Here is a 15,354-nt window from a genome sequence, read left to right as displayed (position 1 = left end):
TCGTGCTTTCGATTGTCAGAAAAGAAAGAGACAGTGGAAACAGGAGAATTTCTCTCCCATTTCCACTGTCTCTTATTTGTCAATACCCTTAAGTTAATGACATTGACCCGTCGCGGGTTCAGCTTTTTTTGTTTGTTTGGATCGTCGGATAATGCCGGAGCTTGTCCGATATCGCGGGAGAATCGGACAAGCAGCATGCGGGAGAGCCGGAGGTTGTCCGATAACACCGAAGAATCGGACAACCAGGCGAATACATAAAAAAAAGACCGCCTCTTCTGAGACAGTCAATTCTTCATTAAATTTAGACTTAAATGTTGATGTTCAGGTTTACCGGACTCAATTTGGAAACCAGATTGCGAATACGCGATCCTGCGATTTCTTTGATCGGTTCGACGACCTCTCTGATCGCGACATATTTGTCCACGTAGGTTACGACAAAGCTTTCTTTGTAACGTGGCAGACCGCAACGGCTCACCAGGAACATATGCTTGAGGATGATATCGCGCTCTAAAGAGCTGATTTCAGTGATGCGGCAAGCATTTTCGCAAGCTATTTTCGGATGGGCATCTGCATGGGCACCGATATTCAACTGGGCGACAGCATCACGATCTTCGTGGAAGAAGTCGTGCAAAAGGCCGGCACGTGCTGTGGAACGGGCATCCAGATTCCATTTTTTGGCAAGCTGATAACTCTTATAGGATACGCGGATCGAATGCTCCAAACGATTGGTGAAGTGGTGATGGGTAATGGTCTCCATGTGCAATAATTCTTCGTGATAGATGAGATCTTCGACCAAAGCGACATATTCAACATCATTTTTCCAATGGGATTGTGGCATCTGCATGCTAATTCTATCATCCTTTATGTAAGTAGTTTTGTTCGTATATTTCATGATGCCCATACTATACACCCACAGCAGAAAAAAAGGAAGGGACTCGTTGTGTTTTTCTTCACTTTTACTAATTTTTAAATAGTTTGTCATTTGGCTGTCACATCCGCTGTTTTACGGATTGGCATGTACTTTTCGGGATTCCGGAGTAGAATAGGGAATATAAGAACGGGAAGGGGCGTCGAATATGGAAAAAGTGGAAGGACCTTATTACTTATTGAACGATGAACTAGTAAAAAATACTGACGGCGAAAGCTATCCGGAATTTGAAGGCCGGACGGTATACGAAGTCATCCGTGTCGAGGATGGAGTTGCAATATTTCTGGAGGATCATCTGGATCGTTTTTTTCGGTCTGCTGCTTATCTGGATCTGCCGCTGCCAGCTACGGCGGAATCCATTGAGGACCGCGTCTATCGCCTGATAGCCGCCAATCAGGTGGGGAATCAGAACCTTAAGTTCATCCTTGGGGAAACGTCAAAAGGCGAGAGTGTGTTGTGGATCTTTTTCACCCAGAGCATCTACCCGCCAAAAAGCTATTATGAAGAGGGAATCGCGACGAGCCTGTTCCGTATCGAACGGCTGGATCCGAACATCAAGCTTGTCCGGTCGGATTACCAGAAAGCAGTCCTGCAGGAACGGGCTGATAAAGGGGTCTACGAATTGTTGCTGGTGGATGGGAATGAGGAAATCACGGAAGGCAGCCGCACGAATGTCTTTTTTGTGAAAGGGAAAGAATTGTACACGCCCCCTGCAAAAGCGGTACTCCTGGGAATCGTCCGCAAGAAAGTGTTCGAAATCTGTGGAAAAAGACAGATTCCGATCAACGAGACGGCCATCCCGGTCGAGTGGGTCAAGGATGCTGAAGGAGCCTTCGTTTCTGGAACCGGCAATAATGTACTGCCGATATCGAAAATCGGAGCTGTTGCGATTCCGACGATGAATAATCCGATTGTGCAGACGATCATGGCGGATTATGCCGAAATGGTCAGAGCATATAAAGAAGAAAAGAAACAGTAAAAAAACATTGTTACCCATTGTGTGTTACGGGTTGACAAGGGGCGGACCAGCAGTTAAACTGAATACAGCATTGAGACCATCACTTCGGTTCAAGTGGTGGTTTTTTAATCTTCTAAAGAAGAGAGTGGAGGCAAAGGATGTCAACAAAGGAGAAAGTGCTGCAATTTCTGGAGCAGCATAAAGGCGAAAGTATTTCCGGCCAAGATTTGGCTGATAAATTGGAAGTATCCAGAACATCCGTGTGGAAAGCAATCAATGGCCTGAAAAAAGAGGGCTATCAAATAGAAGCAACGACGAATAAAGGGTATCAGTTATCCATAGAAACCGACTTGCTGTCGGAGGCTGCCATCGTGCCTATGCTATCGGAAGCGCTGAAAGATCACCGGATCATTGCGCACAAAACAATCGATTCGACCAACTTGGAGGCCAAACGGATCGTCAATGAAGATCCGACTTTCGAAGGCGTGATCTTATCGGAAGAACAGACAAAGGGCAGAGGGCGCTTGGGTAGAGTTTTCCACTCACCGAGCGAATCGGGCCTGTACATGAGTTTGGTTTTGAAGCCGGTTGCTGATCTGGATAACGCCACTTTGATCACGACTGCTGCCGCTGTGGCCGTCTGCCAGGCAATCGAAACATTGACAGGAAAAGAACCCCAAATCAAATGGGTGAATGATATCTTTCTGGATGGCAGGAAAGTCTGCGGCATCCTGACGGAAGGGATCATGGATATGGAATCGCGGACGATCGGAACGATCATTTTAGGGATCGGCCTGAACTTCCGGGCGCCTGAAACGGATTTTCCTGATGAAATCCAGTCGATCGCCGGCACGCTGTTCGATTCAAAAAATGCCGTGGTGACAAGGAACCAAATGGCTGCTGAAATACTCAACCGTTTTTATGTCCTTTACCCGGATTTGGCATCCCGTTCCTACCTGGACGAGTACCGCAAACGTTGCTTCGTCTTGGGTGAACAAGTCACTTTCCCGCAAGGAAGCGAAACAATTGAAGCCAAAGCGATCGCAATCGACGACGATGGCGGACTAGTTGTAGCATTGCCAAATGGGGAAACGAAAACCCTGACCTATGGCGAAATCAGCATCAAAATCAAAAAGAGAGAAGGAAAATAACATGAAATTATCAACAAGAGATTTGACCCAAATCAGCATATTCGCGGCTTTGACATTCGTCAGCGGCTTCCTGAGCATCCCCGTTGGCCCCGTTCCGATCACTTTGCAGACACTTATGGTGCTGCTGACCGGCTTCTTCCTGCGTCCGAAAGCTGCATTCTTCGCGCAATCATTGCATCTGTTGCTGAAATTATTGCTTGGAGGTTTCCAATCCTTATTGTCGCCTAGCTTCGGCTTTGTTTTTGGCTTTGTCGCAGCCGCAACGTTGATTTCCTATCTTGTCCACAAAAAAGAAGGCAGCTTCTTGAATTACGGGATTGCTGCTGTCGCTGGCACAATCGTGATGTACGCAATCGGACTGCCTTACATGGCTGCAATCTTGAATGGTGTCATGGGCAATCAATTCGGTTTGGCCGAAATTTTCCAAATGGGGATGATTTTGTTCATTCCCGGGGACATCGCCAAAGCCCTGTTGGCCATCGTTGTGGCTGACCGTTTAAAAGGTCGCGCGCGCGTTTTCCAGCACTGATTTCAGATTTTGAAAAAAATAAATGTTTTAAAAAGCATCCAAAACCGCATTCTGACGGGTTGGATGCTTTTTTTGAAAAATATCTCGAATTCGTGAATATATAACTTGAAATAAATTCCGGGATGTGGCATAATAATATCAAGCTTACGAAATGTAAGGGAGATGAAGGTGAGCCCTTCATTGAAAAACAAGTGCATGGAGGAAAAAAATTGGAACACACATCTATAATATCTCGAATTAGTAATGCTTTATTCGGAAATAAAAATACAAAAATAACAACAGACGAAAAGGGGAAAACAACTATGAAAATCGGAATTATCTCAGGAAGCGTACGTGAAGGAAGAAACTCAGCAGCTGTATCAGAATGGATCCATGAATTTGCCGAAAAACGCAATGACGGCGGCATCGAATACGAAATCGTAGCTTTAGCAAACTATGACTTGCCTTTGTTGGGCGCTAAATTGCCGGAAGACCGTCAAGCAGCAGCTGGCGCAGCGATCCAAGCTTGGTCAGAAAAAATGGCTTCATTCGACGGATACGTGTTTGTGACACCTGAATACAACCATGCAGTCGGTGGCGCTTTGAAGAATGCGTTGGATTTCCTGAAGCCTGAAGTTGCCGATAAAGCAGCCGGATTTGTAGGATACGGAAGCTTGGGCGGGGCCCGCGCACACGAAAACATGCGCGTCATCCTAGGCGAATTGAGCGTAGCAACAGTGCACACAACAGTGAACTTCTCATTGATGACTGATTTCGAGAACATGAGCAATTTTGTGCCGAACGATTATCATGCAGGCAATGCGACAGCGATGTTCAACGAATTGATCAAATGGTCCGGAGCATTGAAAACAATACGTTAACAGTATAGAAGAACATGAATGATGAGGGGAGGCCGCCATGCGCACATGGCGGTCTATTCGCATTCTCGGAGAAATGCTTCCTTCACCTTTCGTCCATTGATTTTCTGAAAGCGAGCGTCTATACTGAAGCGTACTGAGCTTGCAAGCAAGCATTCGAATCAAGTGATCAGCATATACGAAAAAAGTAATCGGAGGAGATAAAGTGGTTTTATTGGGAAGTTTGGTCAATAGCGCTGCCATCGTTTTGGGAGGCAGCATCGGTCTGGTATTGAAGAAAGGTTTATCGGATAGGTTAGCCAACGCGGTGATGAACGCTTTGGCGCTGTGCGTATTATATATTGGTGTCAGTGGCATGTTGAAAGGCGAAAATATTTTGATTACCATTCTGTCGATGGTTGCTGGCACTTTGGTCGGCGATGGACTCCAGTTGGATAAAAAAATCAATCAGCTCGGGGACACAATCGAGAAGATGGTTGCTTCACCTAATGAAGGGGTTTCGGTTTCAAAAGGTTTTGTGACGGCAAGTCTGTTGTTCTGTGTGGGCGCGATGGCAATCGTCGGTGCACTGCAGAGCGGTCTGACCGGAAACCATGATACGCTTTTCGCGAAGTCGCTGATCGACGGCATCGCGTCCATCGTAATGGCATCCAGCCTGGGCATCGGCGTGCTGCTTTCAGCCGGCCTGATCCTCATTTATGAAGGCGGCATTTCGCTTTTCGCCAATGTCCTTGCGCCGCTTCTGACTGATTCTGTGATCAATGAAATGACCTGCGTGGGCTCTCTTTTGATTGTCGGCCTGGCACTCAACATGTTGAAGCTGACGGATCTGAAAATCATGAATTATGCGCCCGCAGTCTTTTTCCCGATCCTTTTCGGATTATTTATGTGAATAATGAAAAAGACGTTCCTCAGCGGACGTCTTTTTTGTATAACGCTTCTGTCTCCCTTATAATCGGTATCAAGGAAAGCCAAACGGAGAGGAGACGGTACTATGTGCGGACGTTATGCGCTGGAAGCGACAAAAAGGGAACTGTGGGAAAGATACCTGTTGGGGGAAATGAAAGAGGATGTCGAAGAGCGCGCGGAAATATTTCCGACCAACAGCACACCGCTGATAGTGCCGGGCAACGAGCTTGTTCACCACAAATGGGGATTTGTTGAGCCTTTCGCTAAGCGTCCTTTGATCAATGCCCGAGCAGAGACAATACTCGAAAAGCCGACGTTCAGCCAGCCTTTCCGGACAGCGCGTTGTCTGGTGCCGGCGACTGCATTTTTCGAATGGGAGAAAGTCGGCGAAGAAAAGCTGAAACGAAAAGTTGCCGTAGCGGATATCCCGATTTTTTCGATGGCCGGCATCCTCAAGACGTATCAGGATGAAAACGGCAAACCTTTTACAGTTTTTTCCATCATCACGACTGCCGCCAACGACCAGATGCGTGCTATCCACGATCGCATGCCTGTGATACTGGAACCTGAAGATGAAGCCTTTTATCTGGATCAGAAAGCCGATCCGAAACTGGTTTGGAAGTTGCTGAAATCAACAGAGCATCGCCTGCTGATCCACTGATCAATCGCCACTCCATAAAAATGAGAATACACTCATCTAAATTTAATTTTATCGTTGACATCCTTATTTAATTCTTATAAACTGAAAGCAACAAATAAATGACGTGCGAGGAGAATTTATGCAAACGCAATCAACAGAACGCAATCACATTCTTAGCTTTGACTTTAGCTACTTTAGATGCTGTTTGTAGACATGCCTGACATGGATGCAAACAATGAACAAAAAATTTGTTTGTATCTATGAAGGCTGAAGCATTTTTGCGTGATGTGACGAGCCCAATAGATGAAAAATCTATTTGGGCTGTTGAGTTTCCATAAACTTACCTTAGCAAAAGCCCATTTGGATAATCTATCTGAATGGGTTTTTGCGTTCTAGTAACATACAAACGATTGATTGCCTAAGCAGTTCTCGCACAAAATCAAAAAATAGGGGGAAATGAAATGATTGGAATGGATTGGAAAAAGAAAGTAGCGACAACATTGGCACTGACTTCTGCTTTGCTGCTCGGGGCATGCGCCGGCGGTACAGAAGAAGCGACGGATTCTTCGGCAGCAAGCTCAACAGTATCAGCGGATGCTGTGCGCATCGGAATCCTGCAGATCCTTGAGCATGAATCCTTATCGGCAGCACGCACAGGTTTCTTGGAAGTTTTGGAGGAAGCCGGTTATGTTGAAGGCGACAATCTGATTGTGGATTACCAAAATGCTCAGGGTGACCAAGCCAACCTGCAAAGTATGGCTGAGCGTTTAGCCGGCAACAATGATCTCATTTTATCGATCTCGACACCAGCCTCACAAGCAATAGCGAACGCTGAAAAAGAAAATGCCGTCCTGTTCACTGCTGTAACCGATCCGATCGATGCCGGACTTGTGGCAAGTGCAGAGGAGCCGGGTGCAAACATCACCGGAACAAGCGATCAAGCACCTATGGACAAACAGATTGAATTGTTGCTGTCGATTGTACCTAGTGCGGAAACAGTCGGCATCATCTTCAACTCCAGCGAAATGAATTCCATTGTACAGAGCGATCAAGCGAAAGCCTTGTTGGAAGCGGCAGGCGTGAATGTCGAAATCATGACCGTTACCTCTACCAATGACGTCCAACAAGTGATGGAGTCATTGGTCCAAAAAGTCGATGCGATCTACATCCCAACGGACAACACCTTATCCAGCACGATGGCTACAGTCGGCCAAATCGCTATGGAAGCCAAAATCCCGGTCATTCCTGGCGCAACAGAAATGGTTGAAGCTGGCGGTCTTGCGACTTACGGAATCGACTTCAAGGAATTAGGCCGTCAAACTGGCGAAATGGCTTTGCAGATTCTGGAAGAAGGCAAGCTTCCTTCCGAATTGCCTGTCCAATTCCCTGAGACGCTTCAATTGGTCATAAATGAAGAGATGGCTGAAGCGCTGGGAATCGATCCAGACAGCATCAAATTACCGGAATAAGTTATCCATTAAAAAAGAGGTTGCCCCACTTAGTGCGGCAACCTCTTTTTTTGTGTGCTGCCCGAGATTATTTCGCTCTGCTCCGGGGACGGAGGCCTCGCCGGAGTTGGACTAACATTTAGAGTTGCCTCCTCCGATGAGCGAAGCTTCGCCGGAGGAAAAGCCGAAAGTTACCGGTGAAATCCGATGAAAGGGGCCTAATCGGAGTTGGGGACCATAATCATCCACCACAGTCCACCACACTCCTCCGGTTCCGCACACCGTCACATGATTTTGTAAGGAAATAGCAAAAGGGGTTGACAAAAGAAGCCGCTTTGCATAAAATGAGAATACGATAATAAAACTTAACGAAAAATTAGAAGGCTACAAAAAAAGAGGAGGGGATCGTCATGGAAGATGCAAACGTATCAGCTAACGTAATCATGGGGACAACCCCTTCTTTTAACGGCTTATTATTATAGCAGGGCTTGGACACTGGAATATCAGTCGTTTGAGCCCTGCTTGGCATTGACAAATAATGGGGCTGAAGCGATTATTTATTGACCTTCGAAATGCATCCATTATTTGTGGATGCATTTTTTTTCGAAATTTACTCTTATTTATTTTTAATTAAACCCAAAACCAAAAAACGAAAAATGAACCGGAGGAAAAGACCATGACCGAAAAACAGTACATTCAATTTTTTGATACGACCCTGCGTGATGGGGAACAGACACCTGGTGTGAACTTCAACACGAAAGAGAAAGTACAGATTGCCTTGCAAATGGAAAAATGGGGGATCGATGTTATTGAGGCAGGCTTCCCGATTTCTTCAGAGGGAGACTTTGAAGCGGTAAAAGCGATTGCCGGAGCTGTCAAAAACATGACGGTAGCAGGACTTGCGCGGTGCAACGAAAAAGACATCGATGCTGCCTACAATGCTTTGAGGGATGCAGTCGATCCGCAAATCCATATATTTATGGCGACCAGCCCCATTCATATGGAATACAAACTGAAAATGACTAAGGAAGAAGTTTTGGCCTCGATCGGACACCATGTGGCATACGCCAAATCAAAATTCGAGAAAGTCCAATTCTCTCCTGAGGATGCAACACGGAGCGATTGGAATTTCCTGGTTGAAGTCGTCAATTTGGCCATCGAAAAGGGCGCAACGGTAATAAACATCCCTGATACAGTGGGCTATACCAATCCGACCGAGTACGGTAACCTGTTCAAATATCTGAAACAGAACGTCACAAGATTCGATGACGTCATCTTCTCCTCCCATTGCCACGATGACTTGGGTATGGCAACAGCAAATGCTTTGGCCGCTATCGAAAACGGCGCGTTGCGCGTTGAAGGAGCCATAAATGGAATCGGTGAGCGTGCAGGGAATACGGCGCTGGAGGAAGTTGCGGTCGCTCTGCACATCCGCAAAGACTATTATCAAAAAGAAATCGGTATCGTTCTGAAGGAAACGAAGCGCACAAGCGATTTGGTCAGCCGCCTTTCCGGCATGCCGATTCCGCGCAACAAAGCCGTCATCGGTGGCAATGCCTACGCACACGAGTCCGGGATCCATCAGGATGGCGTGCTGAAGAATCCGGAAACCTACGAAATCATCACACCGCAATTGGTCGGTGTGGAGCATAATTCATTGCCTTTGGGCAAGCTTTCCGGCCGTCACGCCTTCGTGGATCGGATTGCACAAATGGGTTATGAAATCACCGATCCGGCAGAAATCAAAATATTGTTCGCACGCTTCAAAGAACTCGCTGACAAGAAGAAGAACGTGACCGAAGAGGACATCCATGCACTGATGGTCGGCAAATCGATCGAGGACGAATCAGCCTATGAGTTGAAACGCCTGCAAGTGCAGTTTGTCAAGGATGGCATCCAAGGAGCAATCGTCGGCATCCAGGACAAGCGCAATAAAGACGCGAAGATGCAGGATTCAGCAACCGGATCAGGAAGCATCGAAGCCATCTACAACACCATCAACCGCATCCTGGATCAAGAAATCATTTTGAAGGAATACAATATCGAAGCCATCACGAGCGGAAAAGATGCACAAGCAGAAGTGCACGTGGTCGTGGAGGATGAGGACGGCAAGAGCTATAACGGCACAGGCATTGACTTCGACGTCCTGACGGCATCAGCGAAAGCTTATATCCAAGCCAGCGGTAAAGCAAAAAATAAACAGACAATAGAAAAAGTATCAGCACATTTCTGATGAGGGGGAAAAAGTAAGATGAATTATACGATTGCAGCATTGCCCGGAGATGGCATTGGACCAGAAATAATGGAAAGTGGATTGACTTTGCTGGAAACAATCGGCAAAAAATTTCAACATGAATTCAACGTGACGGTTTACCCATTTGGAGGAGCCGGCATCGATGAAACCGGCGATCCGATTCCACCACAAACAATCAAAGGCTGTTCCGAAGCTGATGCGATCCTTTTGGCCGCAATCGGCGGACCGAAATGGGAAAAAGCTGAGAAAACGCCGGAAGATGGACTGTTGCAATTGCGTAAGACTTTGGGACTTTTCTCGAACATCCGCCCGATCGCAGTGAGCGACAGCATCGCCCACCTGTCCCCGTTGAAGACGGAACGCGTTAAAGGCACAGACTTCATCGTTGTCCGCGAATTGACAGGCGGTCTGTACTTTGGGCAGCCGAAGCATTGGAATGATGAGGAAGCGACAGATACTCTCTTCTATAAGAAGAGCGAAATCGATCGGATCGTCCGCCAAGCTTTTGACATCGCGATGACGCGCAGCAAAAAACTGACCTCCGTCGATAAAGCGAACGTATTGGCCAGCAGCAAACTGTGGCGCAAAACCGTGAATGAAATCGCAACGGAATACCCTGAAGTTACTGTAGACCATTTGTATGTCGATGCGGCTTCAATGAAGATTATCCAAAATCCGACGGCATTCGATGTCATCGTGACTGAAAATATGTTCGGGGACATCCTGAGCGACGAAGCATCCGTCATCACAGGCTCACTGGGGATGCTGCCTTCCGGAAGCCACGCGGTGTCCGGGCCATCCTTATATGAACCGATCCATGGATCCGCACCGGACATCGCCGGGAAAAATATCGCGAATCCGATGTCGATGATCCTCTCCGTTGCCATGATGCTGCGCCAAAGCTTCCAGCTGCATGAAGAGGCGGATGCGCTTGAAAAAGCGGCCTCCGAGGTGATGGATGCCGGTTTCCTGACGGCCGATCTGGGCGGAACGACGACAACGACAGCATTTACTGAACAAGTGAAAGCCATTTTGGAAAAGTGAAGGGGAGTAGACAGTATGAGCAGAACGCTTTTTGACAAACTATGGGACAGACACGTTATTACAGGACCAGAAGGTGAACCACAATTGTTGTATGTGGATCTGCACCTGATCCATGAAGTCACTTCACCACAAGGCTTCGATGGCTTGCGCGAAACCAACCGCCCAGTCCGACGTCCTGACAAAACGATCGCAACGGTCGACCACAATGTGCCGACGGAAGATATCTTCAACATCAAGGATCTGATTTCGAAGAAACAGATCGAAGCGCTGCAGAAGAATTGCGCAGAATTCAACATCCCCTTGATGGACATCGGAACAGCCAACCAAGGGATTGTGCACATGGTCGGACCGGAATTGGGTGCAACCCAACCAGGGAAGATTGTCGTCTGCGGAGATTCGCATACGGCTACACATGGCGCTTTCGGAGCGATGGCATTCGGTATCGGCAGCTCAGAAGTGGAGCATGTTTTTGCAACGCAGTCGATCTGGCAGAAGAAACCGAAGTCGATGGGCGTCAAAATCACCGGCAAATTGCCTGCGGGCGTCTATGCGAAAGATATCATTCTGCACCTGATTGCGACCTACGGGACAGCCTTCGGGAGCGGCTATGCGATTGAATTCTACGGGGATACTGTGGAAGCCTTGACGATGGAGGAACGGATGACGATCTGCAATATGTCCATCGAATTCGGTGCCAAAATTGGCATGATGGCTCCCGACCAGACAACCTATGATTACCTGCGCGGCCGCCGTTACGCACCGGAAAACATGGAGAAAGCCATTGCCGATTGGGAGACGCTGAAGAGCGATCCAGATGCTGTCTATGACACTGACGTCGCTATCGATGTTTCCGACTTGGCACCTTATGTAACATGGGGAACAAACCCAGGCATGGGCGTGCAATTCGGTGAGAAATTCCCTGAAATCCAGGACAAGAATGACGAGCGCGCTTATAACTACATGGATCTGCAACCCGGCCAAACCGCGGAAGAGATTCCATTGGGCTTTGTCTTCATCGGTTCCTGTACGAATGCGCGTCTGTCCGATCTGATCGAAGCAGCGAAGTACGTAAAAGGCGGAAAAGTGCCTGCTCACATCCAGGCTATGGTCGTTCCGGGCAGCCGGACAGTCCGTGATGCTGCCGCGGAATTGGGCTTGGACAAAATCTTCCTCGATGCAGGATTTGAATGGCGCGAACCAGGCTGCTCGGCTTGTTTGGGGATGAATCCGGATAAAGTGCCTGCAGGCGTACACTGTGCCTCGACTTCCAACCGTAACTTTGAAGGCCGTCAAGGAAAGGGTTCACGGACGCACTTGGTCAGCCCGGCTATGGCAGGCGCTGCAGCAGTGAACGGTAAATTTGTGGATATCAGAAAGGAAGCAGTGACTTATGGAGCCAATTAAAGTACATAACGGTAAAACCGTTGCCTTGATGAACAACAACATCGACACCGACCAAATCATCCCGAAAGTGTTCCTGAAACGGATCGAAAAAACGGGCTTTGGCGCTTTTGTTTTTGATGAATGGCGTTTCCTGAAAAACGGCGACCCGAATCCAGAGTTCCCTTTGAACGATGCCGACCGCCAAGAAGCAACGATCCTCGTAACCGGGGATAACTTCGGCTGCGGCTCTTCCCGTGAACATGCCGCATGGGCACTGAAGGATTACCGTTTCCGCGTCATCATCGCCGGCAGTTACAGCGATATCTTCTATATGAATTCCTTGAAAAACGGTCTGTTGTTGATCGAGTTGCCGCAAGAGCAACGTGACGCTTTGGCGCAAGTGCCAGCGGATGAAACCATCCAAATCGATTTGCCGAATCAAGTGGTGAGAACCAGCACAGCCGAGTATCCGTTCGCCATCGATCCAACTTGGAAGCATAAGTTGGAAAACGGCATCGACGACATCACCGAAACGATGGCCTACAAAGATGAAATTGATGCGTATGAAGCAAAATGGGACAATATTTACGCATAGATGAAAGAAGCGAGAAATTTCCTTCAATTTGGAGGGAATTTCTCGCTTGTTTTTTTGAAGTGTTGTAAGATGGAGTTGCGCCAAGGTCTGTCAAATATGACGATATGTTGTCGTTGTCGCTAAAAAAACATTATCCTATACTGCTTTATGTTATAATATCTTGTCTGTCGTAAAGCCCCTATTTGAGGATTTCTGCAGAAAAAGGCCCGCAGGATGGATGAATGAATTTTCCCTACAGGAGGAATGAATAAGATGAGTAGAGCTTTAATTATTGGTGCCGGTGGCGTTTCCAACGTCGTATGCCATAAATGTGCCCAAAATTCAGAAGTGTTCGAAGAATTTATGATTGCCAGTCGTACCAAGTCAAAATGCGATGAAATCAAAGATCGGATCGAAAGCGGCATTTATGCTGGGCGTTCCAAAATCACGACTGCCCAAGTGGATGCGAACAATGTTCCTGAATTAGTGGCGCTGATCAATGAATACAAACCGGATATCGTGATTAATGTGGCTTTGCCATACCAAGACTTGACCATCATGGATGCCTGTCTTGAAACAAAAACTGATTATGTCGACACAGCGAACTATGAACCGGAAGATACAGCTAAATTTGAATACAAATGGCAATGGGATTACCGCGAGCGTTTCGAAAAAGCCGGCATCACCGCGTTGTTGGGATCAGGCTTTGACCCGGGCGTAACGAGCGTATTCTCCGCATATGCCCAAAAACACCATTTCGACGAAATCCACACAATCGATATCCTGGACTGCAATGGCGGCGACCATGGCTATCCATTCGCAACCAACTTCAATCCGGAAATCAACATTCGCGAAGTGACCGCTAACGGAAGCTATTGGGAAAACGGTGAGTGGATCGAAACGGAACCGATGGAAATCAAGCGCGAGTATAACTTCGATCAGGTAGGTCAGAAAGATATGTACTTGCTGCACCACGAAGAAATCGAATCTTTGGCTTTGAACATCAAAGGCATCAAACGCATCCGTTTCTTCATGACTTTCGGTGAAAGCTATCTGACGCATTTGAAGGTGTTGGAGAATGTCGGTATGACTTCTATCGTGCCGATCGAATTCGAAGGCAAACAAATCGTGCCGCTGCAATTCCTGAAAGCCGTATTGCCTGATCCTGCTTCATTGGGACCACGCACAAAAGGAAAAACGAACATCGGGAACATCTTCACCGGCATCAAAGACGGCAAAGAGAAGACATACTACATCTACAACGTCTGCGATCATGAAGCATGCTACAAAGAAGTCGGCTCGCAAGCCGTTTCCTACACAACCGGCGTCCCTGCGATGATCGGGGCAGCTATGGTCTTGACCGGACAATGGAAGAAACCAGGTGTGTACAACATCGAAGAATTCAATCCGGATCCATTCATGGAAGCATTGAACGTCTACGGCTTGCCTTGGCAAGAGGACTTCAATCCTACCTTGGTCGATTAGGAGGTACGGATGGACACTACAATCGATTTTCAAGCCTTGCCGACACCCAGCTATGTGGTGGATGAAACCTTATTGCGCCGCAATCTGGAAATCCTGAAATCGGTCAAGGATCAGACGGGCTGCAAGATTTTGTTGGCCCAGAAAGCTTTTTCAATGTATCATTTCTACCCTTTGGTCGCGGAGTATCTGGACGGCACGACCGCCAGCTCTGTCCACGAAGCAAAATTGGGTCATGAGGAATTCGGCAAGGAAACGCATGTCTTTGCGCCGGCTTTCAAAAAGGAAGAAATGGAGGCGTTGCTCCCGATAGTGGACCACATCGTCTTCAATTCCCCTAACCAAGTGAAGTTGTACGCCGAAATGGTTAAGAACAGCGATCGACCGATCGAAATCGGGTTGCGCGTCAATCCGGAGCTGTCCACTCAGGACCATGCACTCTATGACCCAGCCAGTCCGTTTTCCCGTTTGGGCACGACCGCTGTCAATTTCGATGAAAGCCAAGTTGAATTGTTGGACGGTCTGCATTTCCACACCCTTTGCGAACAGGGTTCCGATGCCTTGGAAGCGACACTGGTCGCATTCGAAGAGAAATTCGGGAAATACCTGCATGGCATGAAATGGGTGAACTTCGGAGGCGGACACCACATCACCAAAGAAGGCTACGACATAGCCAAATTGGTGAAAATCGTCAACTACATCAAAGAGAAATATGCTGTGCAAGTCTATCTTGAGCCTGGCGAAGCGATTGCTTTGAATGCGGGCTTCCTTGTTGCGAGCGTACTTGAGACGACCTACAACCAGATGAATCTGGCCATCTTGGATACATCGGCGACTTGCCACATGCCTGACGTATTGGAAATGCCTTACCGTCCGTTCATCATCGGTTCAGGTGAAGCGAACGAAAAAGCCCATACGTACCGTTTGGGCGGACAGACTTGCTTGGCAGGCGACGTCATCGGGGATTATTCCTTCGATGAACCGCTTCAGCCCGGCGATCGTCTGATCTTCACGGACATGGCCATCTATTCCATGGTCAAGAACACGACATTCAACGGCATCCAACTGCCGGCCATCGCGGCCCATACGGTCAAAGAAGGCACGAAGGTCATCAAAACCTTCGGATACGAAGATTTCAAATCACGACTGTAAAATTTTGAATAGTGGAGCTGTCTCTGATGAGACAGCTTTTTTGCT

General features: G+C 47.6%; 14 protein-coding genes. 13 read left to right on the top strand and 1 reads right to left on the bottom strand.

Annotation, left to right across the window (positions count from 1 at the left end):
- Window positions 1-307 precede the first annotated feature (307 nt).
- The gene (locus tag WBV27_RS08315) at window positions 308-838 is read right to left on the bottom strand and encodes an HD domain-containing protein (protein ID WP_424201100.1); all 531 of its coding nucleotides are present in this window, start codon (window positions 836-838) and stop codon (window positions 308-310) included.
- A 238-nt stretch (window positions 839-1,076) separates the two neighbouring features.
- On the opposite strand from WBV27_RS08315, the gene WBV27_RS08310 reads away from it, so the two are divergent.
- The 13 genes from WBV27_RS08310 to nspC all read left to right on the top strand — a co-directional run bounded on the left by WBV27_RS08310 (window position 1,077) and on the right by nspC (window position 15,309).
- Window positions 1,077-1,907: an aminotransferase class IV gene (locus tag WBV27_RS08310; protein ID WP_424201094.1), complete on the top strand. Its 831-nt coding sequence runs from the start codon at window positions 1,077-1,079 to the stop codon at window positions 1,905-1,907.
- A gap of 137 nt (window positions 1,908-2,044) precedes the next feature.
- The gene (locus tag WBV27_RS08305; RefSeq protein ID WP_424201092.1) at window positions 2,045-3,037 is read left to right on the top strand and encodes a biotin--[acetyl-CoA-carboxylase] ligase; all 993 of its coding nucleotides are present in this window, start codon (window positions 2,045-2,047) and stop codon (window positions 3,035-3,037) included.
- A 1-nt stretch (window position 3,038) separates the two neighbouring features.
- On the top strand, window positions 3,039-3,566 hold the full coding sequence (locus tag WBV27_RS08300; RefSeq protein WP_424201090.1) for a biotin transporter BioY: 528 nt from the start codon (window positions 3,039-3,041) through the stop codon (window positions 3,564-3,566).
- A 302-nt stretch (window positions 3,567-3,868) separates the two neighbouring features.
- Complete coding sequence (locus WBV27_RS08295) at window positions 3,869-4,426, top strand: NADPH-dependent FMN reductase (protein WP_176974151.1); 558 nt, start codon at window positions 3,869-3,871, stop codon at window positions 4,424-4,426.
- 202 nt (window positions 4,427-4,628) lie between these two features.
- Entirely contained in the window at window positions 4,629-5,315 is a 687-nt protein-coding gene (locus WBV27_RS08290; RefSeq protein ID WP_424201087.1) for a DUF554 domain-containing protein, read from the top strand.
- A 102-nt stretch (window positions 5,316-5,417) separates the two neighbouring features.
- On the top strand, window positions 5,418-5,993 hold the full coding sequence (locus WBV27_RS08285) for an SOS response-associated peptidase (protein ID WP_424201085.1): 576 nt from the start codon (window positions 5,418-5,420) through the stop codon (window positions 5,991-5,993).
- 449 nt (window positions 5,994-6,442) lie between these two features.
- Window positions 6,443-7,441 (top strand): ABC transporter substrate binding protein, encoded by a 999-nt coding sequence (locus WBV27_RS08280; protein WP_424201098.1) that lies wholly within the window; start codon window positions 6,443-6,445, stop codon window positions 7,439-7,441.
- A 655-nt stretch (window positions 7,442-8,096) separates the two neighbouring features.
- The gene (locus WBV27_RS08275; protein WP_424201083.1) at window positions 8,097-9,653 is read left to right on the top strand and encodes a 2-isopropylmalate synthase; all 1,557 of its coding nucleotides are present in this window, start codon (window positions 8,097-8,099) and stop codon (window positions 9,651-9,653) included.
- A gap of 18 nt (window positions 9,654-9,671) precedes the next feature.
- Entirely contained in the window at window positions 9,672-10,718 is a 1,047-nt protein-coding gene (gene leuB / locus WBV27_RS08270; protein WP_321380193.1) for a 3-isopropylmalate dehydrogenase, read from the top strand.
- Window positions 10,719-10,733: 15 nt separating this feature from the next.
- Window positions 10,734-12,122, top strand: a complete 1,389-nt coding sequence (leuC, locus tag WBV27_RS08265; RefSeq protein WP_424201081.1) for a 3-isopropylmalate dehydratase large subunit — start codon at window positions 10,734-10,736, stop codon at window positions 12,120-12,122.
- Window positions 12,109-12,696 carry a 3-isopropylmalate dehydratase small subunit gene (gene leuD, locus WBV27_RS08260; RefSeq protein WP_424201079.1) on the top strand — a complete coding sequence of 196 codons (588 nt, stop codon included), beginning with the start codon at window positions 12,109-12,111 and terminating at the stop codon, window positions 12,694-12,696. The genes leuC and leuD overlap by 14 nt, the downstream gene beginning before the upstream one ends.
- Before the next feature lie 252 nt (window positions 12,697-12,948).
- Complete coding sequence (locus WBV27_RS08255; RefSeq protein WP_108033690.1) at window positions 12,949-14,160, top strand: saccharopine dehydrogenase family protein; 1,212 nt, start codon at window positions 12,949-12,951, stop codon at window positions 14,158-14,160.
- 21 nt (window positions 14,161-14,181) lie between these two features.
- The gene (gene nspC, locus WBV27_RS08250) at window positions 14,182-15,309 is read left to right on the top strand and encodes a carboxynorspermidine decarboxylase (protein WP_424201096.1); all 1,128 of its coding nucleotides are present in this window, start codon (window positions 14,182-14,184) and stop codon (window positions 15,307-15,309) included.
- The last annotated feature ends 45 nt before the right edge of the window (window positions 15,310-15,354 follow it).

It is taken from the genome of Trichococcus sp. (assembly GCF_049589555.1).
GTDB lineage: Bacteria > Bacillota > Bacilli > Lactobacillales > Aerococcaceae > Trichococcus.
The sequence above is the reverse complement of the archived record's forward strand: the minus strand, read 5'-3'. Positions and strand labels throughout refer to the sequence as shown.